The following is a 15,735-nucleotide window of genomic DNA, read 5'->3' on the forward strand; positions in this document are numbered from 1 at the left end:
AAAGATAAAAAAAAGAAGAGTTTCCTCTTCTAATCAAAAATAATTCTATTTTCTTTTCTCTTTATTTGTTGAGGTTCTTTTTGGTTATACCCTAAAACACAACAACCAACACCTTCATATCCTGTCAAATGCCACTTATCTAAATATTTTTTCCCTTCAGGAAGTTCAAACATTTCTTTAGCACGGTTAATCCAACATGAACCTATATTTAATGCATAAGCTCCATTTTGTAAATTAGTAAGAACTGCTGAGCCATCTTTAATACGATTAACTGAATCTTGTGGAGCAAAAACAATAATGAGTGTAGGTGCATGATAAAAAGGATCACTCTCTGTTTTCATAATGAATGCATTCAACTTTGATAGTTCTTTTAATGTTTTTTGATCTTGAATAACAACTAACTTTGTATCTTGTTTATTCTTTCCACTAGGAGCATTTAGACCACATTGTAAAATCTTATTTAATTCATCTTGAGATATTTGTTTATCTAAAAATAAACGATTACTTCTTCGTTGTTGTAAAGCTTCAATTGCTTCCATCACTATGCCTCCATTCCTAGAATGTAATTAATAAATTGTTGAGCTGTTCTACCAGAAACCCCACCATGAGATAATTCCCATTTATTTGCTTCAGCAAGTAATTGTTCATCAGACATTTTAATATTTGCTTTATGAGCTAATTCTAAAACAATGGTATTGAATTCTTTACGATTAGGTTTAGAATAATTAATTTTAACACCAAAACGATTAACTAAAGATAATTTTTCTTCCATTGTATCAGATTGATGCATACCATTTTGTTGAACAACATCATTACGATCAGACCAGTTTTCTTTAATCAAATGACGACGATTACTTGTTGCATAAATTAAGATATTTTCAGGCTTTGTTTCTACCCCACCTTCAATAACAGCTTTTAAAAATTTATATTCAATTTCAAATTCTTCAAAAGATAAATCATCCATATAAATAATAAAACGATAATTACGATTTTTAATTTGAGCAATAATATTAGATAAATCTTTAAACTGATGTTTATAAATTTCAATCATACGTAGCCCACGATCATAAAATTCATTTACAATAGCTTTAATACTTGTAGATTTACCAGTACCACTATCACCATATAATAAAGCATTATTCGCTTTTCTGCCTTCAACAAAAGCAATTGTATTGTCTAATAATTTCTTCTTTTGAATTTCATAACCTACTAAATCATCTAAAACAACCTCATCCATATTATTAATAGGTTTTAATGTTACTTTGTTTTCTTGGCTAGAAGCAATTCTAAAGGCTTTATTTAAGCCAAACATACCTACACCATAATCATTATAGAAAGTCGTAACAATATCAAAGAATTCATTTTCATCTTTTGCCTTTTCTAATTTTAATGATAAATTTTGAACTTTTTCAGAAACATTTTTATTATACATTAATTCAGGTTTTTGTAAGGCTTTATAATCACAAATAACAGAAAAACAATCGATTCCTAGGCGTTCTTCTACTTCACTAAAATCATAATCAAATAGTTGTTTAAATACTTTAAAATCATTTTTTGCAAAATGATTAACACTTCCATCTTTAGCCCCTTGCTTTTCACAAGTAATACTAAATGGATTTTCATTTGTAATTAAAATAAATGTTAAATAATTATGCCATAAGTTACCATTAAAACCATACTGTGTTGCAAGTTCTAATAAATGTTTAATTTGACTATAAATAGCCGCAATTAATTGATCTTCAGGTAAAGTATTATCATCGATGAGTTTAGCTAATTGCATTAAAATACTATCTTCATCCATGTGTCCATACATAATGAGTTTTGAAATAATTCGATACATTCTTATTTTCTCCTTTTCACTTATGATAAAAAAGGGGAACCGTCCCCTTTTATTTTATTAATTTTGGCATTGATCAAGAATATCTTTCATCTTCTTTGCTAACCCTTTACAATTAGCAACAGATAAAGAACAAATACCAACACGAATTCCTTTATTCACTTTAACAGTATAAATGTGATGATCCATTAAAGTTTCATGGAACTGACTTAAAAGTTGATTATCTTCAATCTTTAAAGTAACAAAGAATCCTTCTTTATATGGATAATATTGTAATCCACAAGCATCAGCTTCTTGAGTAAAAATTGAACTTCTTTCTTTAAGCAACTGAACATATTTATTTTTTTCTTTTAAGAAAGAATCTAGATGTTGTGTTGTGACACGCACAAAGTTTTCCATAGCTGCATTAGGAATATTAGACCAATTAGCACGAGCATGTTTTTCTAACACGATTTCCATTTGGCGAACACTTTCTTTTTGCTTAGCAAGAACAACTGCCGCACCACATCTAAGTCCGTATGATGTTAAAGTCTTAGAACATGAAAAAGCAACAACAACCATAACATTATCACTAATATCATTAAAATAATTCATATATGTACGTGATTTTTCTAATTGATATGAATAATCTATGTAAGCAATATCATTTAAAATAACAAATGGTCCTTTACTTGATAACTCATTTGCAATAGCAATCACTTCTTGCCATTCATCATGAGACATTGAATAACCAGTAGGATTATGACAAGGATCATTAATCACGACAACAACTTTTCCTTGTTGATCCATCACTTTTTGACATACTTCTTTAAAGTTATTTAAATTGAAATGATCACCATCAAACATTTCATAAGTTGTTACATTAATATTTTCAATACCAGCCATTAATTTATATGAACCCCAAGCAATAGAAGGCAAAATTAATGTTTCATGAGCATCTAAAGTATTAATAATCGTTGAACTGACAGCACCGCTTCCCCCTGGTGTTGCAATAACAGAAGAGGCTAAATTTAATTCACTTCCCTGACTTACCCATTTTAATACTTGTTGTCTAAAGTTATCATTTCCTCTAAAACTTGCTGCATATTTAGCCTTTTGATTGTTTTCAATATGATTATATGTATCAAATACTGAATCAAGAGCAACCAATTGACCTTGTTCATCATATAAGGCACCGATTGTTCCATTAATCACATTTTCTTTTCCTATTTTAGCTATATCTTCATTAGCTAAAGAAACAATCTTAAATACATTATCTTCAATTGGTGTTTGATCAATACTGGACTTAATAAATTCTTTCATTTTATATACCCCTTATTTTAAATAATATCTTCTCAAATATGGTAAGCGTTATATCTTTATTTGTCAATTTCTTTTTAGAAATAATTGTATAATTGTATAAAATCTTATTTAATATTCTTCTCTCCATGTAAATTTTGTATTTTTAACCATACATTCATTACAAGGTTCATAGGTAAAATCTTAACAAGAAAGATTTGTAATTTATTAATAATGCCATACAATGAAACATCTCGCTGACGATATAAATCTTTGATAGCTTTATTAATAACTGGTTGAGCTTGATATATTTTTCCATAAAAACGAAAAACATCATGACTTTGCTGGTCTTTGGCACGTTTAAAAAACTCAGTGTGGACCCAATAAGGACATACCGCTAAAACATGAATACCACGATATTTTAATTCTCGATTAAGTGCCCTTGAATAATTTAAAACAAAAGCTTTGCTGGCAGCATAAACATTTAAATAAGGAATCGGTAAATAACCACTACACGATGCAAGATTCATTATCTTGGATCCTTTTACCATATAGGGTAATGAATAATCAATCATCGTCACTATTGCTTTCATATTTAAATTCATCATATTCATTGTTGTTTCGTGATTGATATTTTCATAATGATCAATTTTACCATAACCTGCACAATTAGCTAAAATAACAATTTCTACATTTTCTTTTTCCAACATGACTTTATAAGTATTCAAATCTTCTTTAGATGATAAATCTAAACTTAATACTTTGCTCTTTATAGAAATTACACGTGCAAGTTGATCTAATCGCTCTTTTCTTCTCGCTATTAACCATATCTCATCAACTGATTCTTTTTTGATAATTTGGTAAACAAATTCTTTTCCCATTCCACTGCTGGCACCAGTCACAACAATAATTCTTTTACTCATCTTGGTAGTCCTTAATCATTTGAATATAGGGTAATATTTCAAATTCTTGGCTCTTATATAATTTTAAAGCACGTTCATTATCTGGTTCTACTTCTAAACGTACACGTGCCTTATCTTTTACTACCTCATCATTTAAATATTTTAAAAATTGATGACCTATTCCCTGTCCTCGATATTGTTTTTTAATATATAGTTCTTCTAACCATACAACCTTGCCTCCTGCTTCGGCAGAAAAAGAATAACTTAAAAGCATATATCCCACTGGCATTTGATCAACTAAATATAAATAACATCCTACATAAGGTGAATTGTTGACTGCTTCTTGATAAGTTGCTTCCATATATTGAAAAGGCACAGGGTGTAAAACAGCCTCACTGTGATAAAATTCATTAACTAATTCTAAATATTCTTCTTTATATTCTTTTGTTAATTGTGTAATCATAAATAAACCTCCACTATTATTATATTTTATCTAAAAAAAGAACATAATAAAAGTAAAATGGTACTTTTAAATATAGTTAAGCGCATACAAACATGATATGATATAGTTAATGGAGGTTCGATTATGAAAAAAGAAAAAGTTTTAGACATAAAATATGCTGGTAGTCAGATATTTTATTTTGCTGCATTTTGTGCCATGATGGGATATGCATCCGTCTATTTATTAGACAAAAAATTCAACAATTCAACAATCGGTATTGTTTTGGCTGTATCTAATATCATTGCCGTTATTGCTCAACCAATGTTAGCATCCTTTGCTGATAAACATAAAAAAATAGAACTTAGACAAATGTTAAGTATCATCATGATGATTGTTATTGCTTTATCTGCTATTTTATACATAGTTCCTGTAACAGGCATGATGATTTTAATTTTAGTTGTCACAATATTTGCATTAATGTCAAGTATTATGCCCCTTATGAATTCTCTTGCCTTTACATTTGAAAAATACGGTATTCATATTAATTACGGTCTTGCAAGAGGACTTGGTTCTGTTGCTTATGCTGTTACTTCAATGGCACTAGGACATATTGTTGCTGATTATTCCCCTGAATTATTACCTTTATTTTATATTATCTTTTCTGTTTTACTTTATCTTGTTGTTAAGGTATTTGTTTTACCTAAAGGAAATTATCAAATTGTTGAAGATGATCATCAAGAAAAAGAAGAAACAACAACTCAATTATCATTTGGTCAATTTTGTGCCAAATATAAGAAGTTCATTGTTTTTCTTTTAGGATTTGTTCTTGTTTATTTTGCTCATACAATTATTAATAATTTCTTTATTCAAATTATTAATAATATTGGTGGCAATAGTAGTGATATGGGTAATGCAATCTTTTTAGCAGCTATGTTAGAATTACCTACAATGGCTTACTTTAATCAACTAAGTAAAAAAATAAATTGTGGCACTTTGATTAAGTTTTCAATTATCATGTTTTTAGTTAAACATGTGATTACTTTCTTTGCTACTAATATGCTCATGATCTATATTGGTCAAGTTTGCCAAATGTTTGCTTATGCTTTATTTATTCCTGCATCAGTTTATTATGTTAATGAAAAAATAGCAGTTGCCGATCGTGTTAAAGGTCAATCAATGGTAACAACAGCTATGACTTTATCAGGTGTTTTCGCTAATTTTATTGGTGGTATTTTATTAGATGCCATTGGTGTTCATGAAGTTTTATTAGTTGGTGTTGTTCTTTCTGTTGTAGGAGCTATCATTGTTTGTCTTACAGCTGAAAAAGTATAATAGAGAATGAAGTTCATTCTCTATTTTTTATTAATAATTTAATTTCATTTTCTGTTAAATACCGATACGTTCCTATTTTTAATTGTTGATCAAGTTGAATTTGACCAAATGATATTCTTTTTAAATCAACAACTTCATTTTGACAAGATAAAAACATCTTTTTTATTTGATGATATTTTCCTTCTTGTAAAGTAACATAACCATGATAATCATCAATGATTTCTAATTGGCTTGGTAAACAAAGTGTGTTTTGATCAATGATAATACCTTTTTTAAAGGCTTCAATATATTGATGATTCATAGGATATTGAGTCGTAACAAAATATTTTTTTGAAACATGATTTTGCGGTAATAACAATCTTTTTGATAAAGTGGGATCATCGCTCATAATTAATAAACCTGTCGTATCTTTATCTAGCCTTCCTAAACAATAACAATCTTTTTGATCAATAAGATCATTAACACAAGGGTATTTTTGATCATAGCGAGCGCAAATATAACCTTTTGGCTTATTTAACATGATATATGTAAAAGGCTGTGCTTTTATTTTTTGATAATCAACTGTAATATCATCATCAAATTGAACTTGATAATGACTATCTAAACATGTCTTTCCATTAACCATGACATGTTTATTTTTTATTAGTTTTTTACAATATTTAGCGTTACCTAGATGATTAAACATCATGATATAATAAAGATCTTTCATTATTTTGTTTTCACCTTTCGATAATAGATCATAGCAATCATAACTAAAATTATTGTAACAAGGAATATCATGATTGCAAGGTCGTATTGTTGATTTTTTATTGTTCCAGCTAAAAAAGTTGAAGTCACAATACTTGGTATTCTTGCTAGGGTTGTAAAAATAAGCCATTTAAATAAAGAAAGATCAAACAAGCACATCATATATGTCATGATATCTTTAGGCGAACCTGGAATACAGTAAAGCCCATATAATAAATACTTATTTCGTTTCTTTTCTAATATTTGCTTAAACTCATTAATTTTTTCTTCTTTAAAAAAGAATCGGATGATTTGATACCCATATTTTTTTACTAAACCATATACAATGATTGTTCCTAGCAGTGATCCAAGTAAACATATAACTGTACCCCACCATGAACCAAACATATAACCTGAAAAAAGTTCTAATGGCTCCCCTGGTAAAAAGGCAATCACTATTTGTAGTGCTTGTAATAAAATCATTGTTATTTCTTTTAACCCTGCAGGATAATGACTCACTATGATAAGTAGATGCTGCCAATCTATTTTATAAACCAGTAAACAACAAACTATAATCGCTAAAATGAATAAATACATGCGTTTTCTCTTTATCGTCATACATTTCACCTCATGTATTTATTATTCTCTATAATTCTTTATTTTTAGTCCTATTAACCCTTAATTTTTTCTAAAGAAAAAGGAAATACTTTAAGCATTTCCTAGAATACAACTACTAATAACATTTTAAACTGTTCTTTACCATAAACAGCATGTGGATGACCGGCAGGCATCACAATTGATTCTCCTTCATTTAATATATATTTTTGATCATCAATAGTAATTTCACCTACACCATCTAAACAAGTAACAAAAGCATCTCCACCACTTTTATGACTGCTTATTTCTTCTCCTTTATCAAAAGAAAATAAAGTCACACTTAAAGCATTATTTTGTGCTAAAGTTTTAGAAATAACTTGACCTTTTTGATAACTTACTTCTTCTTTTAAAGTTACTACCGTTTTTTTATCAATATTTTTTAACATATATCTTTCCTCCATTTATTATTGTACTATAGATGTACTCTATTTTATACAATTATGCTTTTTCAATTCTTACAATATTTTCAATATGAGATGTATGAGGAAACATATCCACCGGTTGACAATAAGTTACTTGAAAACCAAAATCTTGAAGATAAGCAATATCTCTGGCTTGAGTTGCTACATCACAAGAAATATAAATAATTTGTTTAGGATTTGCTTTAATTAAGTAATCTAAAAATTCCTTTGAACAACCTTTTCTAGGAGGATCAACAAAAACAACATCTAAATGAATATCTTGTTTAACTAAATCAATCATATATTTTCCTGCATCATCACATATAAATTCGACATTATCAATATGATTAATTAAAGCATTATTTTTAGCATCTTTAATGGCAGCTTCTACAATCTCCACACCATATACTTTTTTTACATGTTGGCTCAATGATAAAGTAATCGTTCCAATCCCACAATAAGCATCTAAAACCACATCCTCCTTAGATAAGGTTGCTGCAGCTATGGCTTTTGAATAAAGAACTTCAACTTGAATTGGATTAATTTGGTAAAATGACTTTAAAGAAATCTTATACTTATTACCTAATAAAGTATCATAAATATAACCAGGTCCATACAAATATATCTCCTGATCACCTAAAATAACATTATCATGACGAGGATTAATATTTTGAATGATGGTTTTTATTTGTTGAAATTCTTTTGTTAGCTGGTCAACTATTTCTTGAATATGAGGAATTGTCTGACGATAAGAAATAAAAACAAGCATCACTTCTTGGCTATAAAATCCCTTTTTAGTCAAGATATGTTTTATATTTCCTGTATGTTTAACTTTATCATATGGTTCAATTTGGTATTGTATCATAAGTTCTTTGACTCTTTTTACAATTTTATTAGAGTCATTATTTTGAATCAAACAATGGTCGTTTGCGATAATATCATTGGTCCTTTGTTTATAAAATCCTGTAACAAGTTCACCTTTTTGATTATATCCAACGGGAACTTGAACTTTATTACGATAATACCAAGGATCATCTTGCATCAAACAATCTTGTACTTCAACATAGCTATGACCAATTCGTTCCATACAATCCTTAACTCTTTTAGTTTTAAATAACTGTTGTCCTGTTTGATTCAAATGCATTAAATGACAACCTCCGCACCCTTGATAAATATGACAACGAGGAGCTTGACGATAAATAGAAGGCTCATTTATCTCTATAAGACGCCCTACCCCATAATTTTTAAGCATTTTAATACATTTTATTTTTCCAACTTCTCCAGTAATCATTCCATTTACAAAATAAGTAAATCCTTCATATTTTACAATACCTTTTCCATCATGTGACATATCCACACATTCACCAATAAAATAATCATTTTTTTTCATAATCCACCTCCAAAAAAAACGAGCTATGCTCGTTTTTAGTTTCCTTGTTGTGCCTTATTTGCGGCATCTACTTCAGCTTGACGTTGGTATACTTTATCCGTTGTTTCTTGATCTTTTACAGCTGCGCTTGTAAAAGAAATATTGTCAACACCTGCATGTTTTGTTCCAAAAACAGGAAAATCATCACCACTACCCTTTAAAACAAAATCCACATCATATTGCATTCTACCATTTGCTTTATTAAATACTTGGGACCAAGAAGCACCAGAACTTTTTTCTTTTCCTAGAGCATCATCTAATTGATGTAATGCGTCCGTTGCAACACTGATAGCATCATTTGCTGTTGTTCCCTCAGTATATTTAAAAGTCATTTTTATTGTACGACAGTGCTTTTCAATCTTTAATTGCTCCACTTTATCATTAGCAACAACATTGCTTTCTACTTGGCTAAATTGACTCTTATCAATAGAAACTAATTTTTCACAACGCTTTCCATATACAGGACCATCACTATTTCCTGAAGCAACAAATATATAAATAAGGAAAACAATAATCAAAGAAATAAGTGCAATTAAAACAATCTGCCACTTTTTAATTTTACCTTTCTTTTTATTATTCTTTTTCATTGATTTAACACTTTTTTTCTTTTGATGAGATGAATCATCAAAGACAAACTCTTCTTTTTTGACAGCCGATTTTTTATTTAAATCATTTCTATCATATTCCTCAGTGTCATCAAATGAGAATCTTTGTTTGGCCATTTTTTCACCTTCTTTACTTTCATATTCTATCAAATAACTTACTGTTTGTACATTAAGAAATACCTTTTCACTATAACATTATACCAAGACTACTTAGCTAATCTTGTTGAATTATTGTCATTAATACAATAAAGTACTTTCTGCACTCTTACCTGATTTTTTAATAATCACTGCTTTAAGACCATCTTGATCATTGACAATGACACTTATATCAAAGCCACTAAAACGACTATCCAAATCATCAGCAGCCAATTGTACTAAATAGATTAATTCAGTGTACGTTTTAATATTAACTGACATTTGTATTTTCATGGATTTTAAATGACCATCCTGGTAACGTCCATAACCAATAACTCCCACTGCTTCAGTAGCAGCATTCTTTAAATTATTTTTAAAAATAGCAAATTGTGAAGAAGTTTCAGCATCTTTTTTTTCAGCATCACTACTTGTAAAAACCAAAGTATTATAATCTAACTCACTAATAGATCCTACAGAACCATTACAATAAGAACTATAAATATATTTACCACTGTAAGAATTATTACTTGTGGCTGCTTGATAAACAGCAATAAACACTGGCAAATCTTTTAATTTTTTCTTTGATTGCATATATTTATATAGTTTTTCAATCGTTCCTCTAGCATATTCTTTAACAACTGAATCACTCATTGGTGTTGATAATTCATGATCTGAGCTATCTTTAGGATGAACCACAATAGCCACAGATAATCCTTCTAACTTATAGTCAGTAGCTCCTTTTGTGTAATAATCTTGTTCATAAATATTTTCAACCATAATTGGATTTTCTATATTTTCAATACTTGTTCCCTTTGATGGTTGTAAAGAATAAGGATATTTTTTGGGATCATCTGATCTCAATAACAAATTATCTTTATCATCCTTTGTAAACTGTAACCCCTCAGACATATAATATTTACTCGTTGAATAATGTTCAGTAGAAAGAACTTGCAATTCACGACCAATTGTTTGAAAATCATCAGTACCATGAAAATCACTATATATTGTTTCACGGTTTGTATTTGCGCCTAAATTAACAATAGGATAAAAAGTATCATCTAATGAATCTGTTGATGTTGTATCTTTACTGCTATTTTTATCAACCGTATCTTTAGCTGAAGTACATCCTGTTAAAACTAATAAGCAAAGTATAAAAAGAACTATTTTTTTCATAAAAGCCTCCTATTTAAATGCATTATAACATGTCTTTATTATTTTAGCATCTCATTAAGCTGTTCTTCATTTAAGACAGTAATATTTAAAGATTGTGCTTTCGTTAACTTACTTCCTGCATTTTCACCAGCAACTAAATAATTTGTTTTCTTAGACACAGAACCCGTTACTTTACCACCATTATCCTCTATCAACGTTGTTGCTTCCTTTCTAGATAAAGTTGGTAATGTTCCTGTAACAACAAAAATAAGACCCTCTAATTTATTTGATTGTTCACTTTGTTCAATTTCCATTTTCAAACCATAATCTTTAAATTTTTGTATCATTTTTTGATTATTTTCATCTTTAAAATAATCAATAATCGCTTTAGCACTTGTTTCACCGATATCATTAACTTCAATTAAACTTGCAAATGATGCATTCATCAAAGCATCCATTGTTTGATATTTTTTCATTAAAGACTTGGCAGCTGATTTACCTATATTAGAAATACCTAAACTCGTAAGTAATTTAACAGCATCATTTTCTTTACTTTTTTCAATCGCATTTAATAAATTATCAGTACTCTTTTGTAAACCAATCACTTTATGTTCCAACAATTCTTGTCGTTTATCTTTTAATGTATAAATATCACTTAAATCATGAATATATCCTTGATTAATGAGCGTTTCCACATAAGCCAAACCAAACCCTTTAATATCCATAGCATCACGACCAACAAAATTAACAACATTTCTTACGAGTTTACTTGGACAACTTGGATTAGAACACTTAATATCTACTGTTCCTTCTTCTTGAACTGTAGGTGCACCACAAACTGGACAAGTATGACCAATTAAAAATGGTTCTGTTCCTTCGGGTCTTTTTTCTTTAACAACACGTTTTACTTTAGGAATGATTTCCCCTGATTTATAGACAAGAATCGTATCGCCAATACGAATATCCAACTGATTAATAAAGTCTTGGTTATGAAGTGTTGCTCTAGAAACTGTTGTTCCACATAAACGAATAGGTTCAAAAATAGCTGTTGGTGTAATCCTTCCCGTTCTTCCTACTGATAATTCTATATCTAGTAGTTTTGTTTCTTTTTCTTCAGGAGGATATTTAAAAGCAATAGCCCAACGTGGTACTTTAGCAGTATTTCCTAGTTGCGCTCTTTGATCGTAATTATCAATCTTCACAACAGCCCCATCTATATCATATCCTAGTTGATCTCGCTGTTCACCAATTTCTTGAATAGCTTGCCAAACTTCATCACTTGTTTTACATACACGATAATTATCAATGATTTTCATTCCTTGTTGTTTTAAAAACTCATATCCTTGACTGTGAGTTAGAATTTCTTTACCTCGAATATCTTGAATATTAAAAATAAACATTGATAAATTTCTTTCTTTAGTAATCCGTGAATCTAATTGTCTTAATGTTCCTGCAGCACAGTTTCGCGGATTCGCAAAAAGTTTTTTCCCATTTAATTCTTGTACTTCATTGACTTGATCAAAGGCTTGATTTGTCATATAAACTTCACCACGGACTTCTAAATATTCAATCGGTTCCTTTAGTTTTTTTACAACATCTTTAATAACTCTCGCATTAGCCGTTACATCTTCACCTTGAATAATGCCATCACCTCTGGTAATAGCTGTTGTCAGTATTCCTTGTTCATATCTTAAGGCCATAGAAAGACCATCAATTTTGTATTCTACTACAAATGTAGGATCTACAAGTTGTTCTTGCATTGAAAGTACAAATTCATCTACTTCTTCTTTAGAAAAAACATCTTGTAAAGATAGCATAGGTACACGATGTCTAATCAATACACCCGCTTCCCTTTTTGCTGTACCACCAACATGTTGTGTAGGTGAATCAGGAGTAACATAATCAGGATGATTCTTCTCAATCTGTTTTAATTCTTGCATTAACATATCGTATTCATAATCTGAAATTTCCGGATTATCCTGATTATAATAACGATCACTATGATATTCTATTGTCTTTTTTAATTCTTCATATTTCTTTAAATCATCCATTTTTTCATTCCTCCATATACCTTTCTATTATATCAAAATCCCCACTTAGAGAAAAGATATAACTCTTTAAAATAAAAACATGGAATTTTCCATGTTTTAGTTCATTTTCTTGATTTCACCACAAGCTATTTTCATACCTGAATCTCCTGCAGGCTGACTTTTAAAATCATCTGCATGTTCATGAATAACTAAAGTATGACCAATTATATCTGATGGTCTAAATTTATCAATAAATATCATAGCCCATGCAGTACCATGACTAGCAAAGATAGGTGGTAAATCACCTATATGGTACGGATGATCTTGCTTAGTTGGATTAAAGTGTCCTAATGTTTTTTCATAAGGAATAGCAGTATCATTAATGCAAGTTTTACCTTCATGGACATGGAAGCCAAAAAAAGCATGATTCTCTTTTTCACCTGTCGGTAAACCACTGATTTGATAAACCATTAAGGTCCCATCAAACATATTAAAGAAACTGACTGTCCCTTCTATTTTATTTCCTTTTATCAAAGCATAAGCCTGTGGATTATTTTCTATTGCTTTTAACATCATCATTGTTAATTTTGATTGTTTTACTTTCATTATCTCACCATTATAGATTATGTTAAGCAATCAAAATTATGTATTAATTCGTTAAACGTTTTAATGCTTTATGATTAGCCATTAAAGATTTTAAGCCAACAGGTAATTCAAAAGCAATATCTAGAATAGTTTTATTGACTTTAACAACAACACCTTTACCAAATACATCATGCATGACTAAATCACCAACTTGCCAGTCCGTGACTTCATTATTACCTATCATTTCCTCTTTAGTAGGTCCTGTTTGTATATAATCACTTGTTTTATAACGTGGTCTTGCGCCACTATGCACAATACCTTCATTACCAATTTCATCTACAAATCGACTTGAAATTTTAGGCGAATCCGTTACAAAACTGAATCCTTCACTATCGGTTAAGAATAATTGTTTTTTAGCTCTCGTAAAGGCTACATACGCTAATCTTCTTTCCTCTTCTAAACCTTCATCGCCACTTTCAGACATACTTCTAAAACTTGGAAAAATGCCTTCTGATAAACCTAAAACAAAGACATAATTAAACTCAAGTCCTTTAGCCATATGAATTGACATTAATGATACATATTGGCTTTCATCTTCAACATCGTTATCAGTATATAATGATATATCTTGTAAATAGTTTTCTAAAGTAGCTGTATCTGGATTAGCAACTTGGAAATCATATATTGAACGTTGTAATTCATGAATATTATCAATACGATTATCTTCTAAATCTCTTTTTAACATTTCTAAATAACCAACATCGATCATCAGTTGTTCAAACATTTCATGTAATGGTTTTTTAGATTGTTTCGCTGTTTCAATAGCTTCAACTAAATTTCTAACTTCCTTTTTAGCTTTAGATGACAAACGAATTTCATCACTATGTAAAGTTAAAGCTTCATAAAGGCTAATTGAATAATTTAAAGCCACATTTTGAATGTTTTCCAATGTCTTTTTACCAATTCCTCTAGCTGGTACATTTATTATTCTTTCAAAAGCTAAATCTTCATCACTATTAACTAAACGAAGATAGCTTAAAGCATCTTTAACCTCTTTACGACTAAAGAATTTCAAACCACCAAAAATACGATAATCAATTCCTTTACGAATTAATACTTGTTCAATAACTCGTGATAAATAGTTTGCTCGATATAAAATAGCAAAATCACGATAATTGACACCTTCTTCATTATTAATAATATCTTCTATCTTATTAGCAATCCAGTTTGCTTCTTCTTCTTCACTTTTAGCGACATAATGAACAACATCTTCACCGCCAGTTTGATTTGTATATAAATCTTTTTCTAAACGATTTCTATTTTTACGAATTAAGTTATTCGCTACATTTAAGATATTTCCTGTTGAACGATAATTTTGATCTAGAATAACAGTATGATTAGGTTTAAAGTCTTTATCAAAATTAAGAATATAGTTTACATCAGCCCCTCTAAAACTATAGATTGTCTGATCAGGATCTCCAACAACACATACTTTAGCATTTTGGCTTAACAAATGAACAAGATGATATTCTATTTCCCCTACATCTTGAAATTCATCAACATGAATATACTGGAATTTACGTTGCCATTTTTCTAATATTTCAGGATAATGATCAAATATATAGACCGTTTTTAATAATAAATCATCAAAATCTAATAAAAAATGATCTTCTTTATATTGTTCATATGCTTCATAAACTTTTGCTTTTTTAGTTTCACCAGCAAAATTACCAGCTAATTCTAAAGCTCTTTGTGGTGATACTCGGGCACATTTGTATCCTGATATTGTATTAATCATATTTTTTATTGAAAAAACTTTAGGGTCAATTTCTAGTTGATTATAAATCTTTTTTAATAAAGCTTTTTGGTCTTCTTCATCCATAATGGTAAAATGACTAGGATAATTTAAGACATTAATATGCGCTCTTAAAATACGAACACATAAAGAATGAATGGTACAAATAAGTGAGCCTGTTGCTTGAACACCAATTAATTTTTGAACCCTTTCTTTCATTTCATTTGCAGCTTTATTGGTAAAGGTAATTGCCAGTATAGAACGTGGATCAATACCAATATTTTCAATCAAATAAGCGATTCGATAAGTCACAACTCTTGTTTTTCCTGATCCAGCACCAGCAATAATACGAAGATGACTATCTAAATAAGTTGCTGCTTGATATTGATTTTCATTTAATACACTTTTTAAATCCATAGACTTCCCTCC

General features: G+C 29.5%; 15 protein-coding genes. 1 reads left to right on the top strand and 14 read right to left on the bottom strand.

Translation table 11 applies throughout. The features are described from left to right. Positions 1-29 precede the first annotated feature (29 nt). The 5 genes from DW911_RS01355 to DW911_RS01375 form a co-directional block, all read right to left on the bottom strand. On the bottom strand, positions 30-539 hold the full coding sequence (locus DW911_RS01355) for a nitroreductase family protein (RefSeq protein ID WP_118432103.1): 510 nt from the start codon (positions 537-539) through the stop codon (positions 30-32). Positions 540-541: 2 nt separating this feature from the next. Further along, on the bottom strand, positions 542-1,840 hold the full coding sequence (locus DW911_RS01360; RefSeq protein WP_118432105.1) for an ATP-binding protein: 1,299 nt from the start codon (positions 1,838-1,840) through the stop codon (positions 542-544). 57 nt (positions 1,841-1,897) lie between these two features. Then, the gene (locus DW911_RS01365) at positions 1,898-3,139 is read right to left on the bottom strand and encodes a pyridoxal phosphate-dependent aminotransferase (RefSeq protein ID WP_118432106.1); all 1,242 of its coding nucleotides are present in this window, start codon (positions 3,137-3,139) and stop codon (positions 1,898-1,900) included. Positions 3,140-3,243: 104 nt separating this feature from the next. Further along, the gene (locus tag DW911_RS01370; RefSeq protein ID WP_118432108.1) at positions 3,244-4,038 is read right to left on the bottom strand and encodes an SDR family NAD(P)-dependent oxidoreductase; all 795 of its coding nucleotides are present in this window, start codon (positions 4,036-4,038) and stop codon (positions 3,244-3,246) included. Continuing rightward, positions 4,031-4,480 (bottom strand): GNAT family N-acetyltransferase, encoded by a 450-nt coding sequence (locus tag DW911_RS01375; RefSeq protein WP_118432110.1) that lies wholly within the window; start codon positions 4,478-4,480, stop codon positions 4,031-4,033. Before DW911_RS01375 ends, DW911_RS01370 begins: the two co-directional genes overlap by 8 nt. 123 nt (positions 4,481-4,603) lie before the next feature. On the opposite strand from DW911_RS01375, the gene DW911_RS01380 reads away from it, so the two are divergent. Then, a complete protein-coding gene (locus DW911_RS01380) occupies positions 4,604-5,791 on the top strand; it encodes an MFS transporter (protein ID WP_118432112.1) in 1,188 nt (395 codons plus the stop codon). A 13-nt stretch (positions 5,792-5,804) separates the two neighbouring features. On the opposite strand, the gene DW911_RS01385 is transcribed toward DW911_RS01380, so the two are convergent. The 9 genes from DW911_RS01385 to DW911_RS01425 all read right to left on the bottom strand — a co-directional run bounded on the left by DW911_RS01385 (position 5,805) and on the right by DW911_RS01425 (position 15,723). Next, entirely contained in the window at positions 5,805-6,500 is a 696-nt protein-coding gene (locus DW911_RS01385) for a 16S rRNA pseudouridine(516) synthase (protein ID WP_233541828.1), read from the bottom strand. Beyond that, positions 6,500-7,135: a TVP38/TMEM64 family protein gene (locus DW911_RS01390; protein WP_118432114.1), complete on the bottom strand. Its 636-nt coding sequence runs from the start codon at positions 7,133-7,135 to the stop codon at positions 6,500-6,502. Before DW911_RS01390 ends, DW911_RS01385 begins: the two co-directional genes overlap by 1 nt. 101 nt (positions 7,136-7,236) lie before the next feature. Further along, on the bottom strand, positions 7,237-7,560 hold the full coding sequence (locus DW911_RS01395; RefSeq protein ID WP_233541829.1) for a cupin domain-containing protein: 324 nt from the start codon (positions 7,558-7,560) through the stop codon (positions 7,237-7,239). Between the two features lie 52 nt (positions 7,561-7,612). Continuing rightward, positions 7,613-8,965, bottom strand: a complete 1,353-nt coding sequence (rlmD, locus tag DW911_RS01400; RefSeq protein ID WP_118432118.1) for a 23S rRNA (uracil(1939)-C(5))-methyltransferase RlmD — start codon at positions 8,963-8,965, stop codon at positions 7,613-7,615. Positions 8,966-9,000: 35 nt separating this feature from the next. Then, a complete protein-coding gene (locus DW911_RS01405; protein WP_118432120.1) occupies positions 9,001-9,726 on the bottom strand; it encodes a hypothetical protein in 726 nt (241 codons plus the stop codon). 120 nt (positions 9,727-9,846) lie between these two features. After that, positions 9,847-10,917: a CamS family sex pheromone protein gene (locus tag DW911_RS01410; protein ID WP_118432122.1), complete on the bottom strand. Its 1,071-nt coding sequence runs from the start codon at positions 10,915-10,917 to the stop codon at positions 9,847-9,849. 38 nt (positions 10,918-10,955) lie between these two features. Next, positions 10,956-12,947, bottom strand: a complete 1,992-nt coding sequence (ligA, locus tag DW911_RS01415; protein ID WP_118607371.1) for an NAD-dependent DNA ligase LigA — start codon at positions 12,945-12,947, stop codon at positions 10,956-10,958. Between the two features lie 96 nt (positions 12,948-13,043). Next, the gene (locus DW911_RS01420; RefSeq protein ID WP_118607372.1) at positions 13,044-13,532 is read right to left on the bottom strand and encodes a superoxide dismutase family protein; all 489 of its coding nucleotides are present in this window, start codon (positions 13,530-13,532) and stop codon (positions 13,044-13,046) included. A gap of 43 nt (positions 13,533-13,575) precedes the next feature. Next, positions 13,576-15,723, bottom strand: a complete 2,148-nt coding sequence (locus tag DW911_RS01425; RefSeq protein WP_118432128.1) for an ATP-dependent helicase — start codon at positions 15,721-15,723, stop codon at positions 13,576-13,578. Positions 15,724-15,735: the final 12 nt, after the last annotated feature.

The sequence above is a fragment of the Erysipelatoclostridium sp. AM42-17 genome (genome assembly GCF_003480255.1).
GTDB lineage: Bacteria > Bacillota_I > Bacilli_A > Erysipelotrichales > Coprobacillaceae > Faecalibacillus.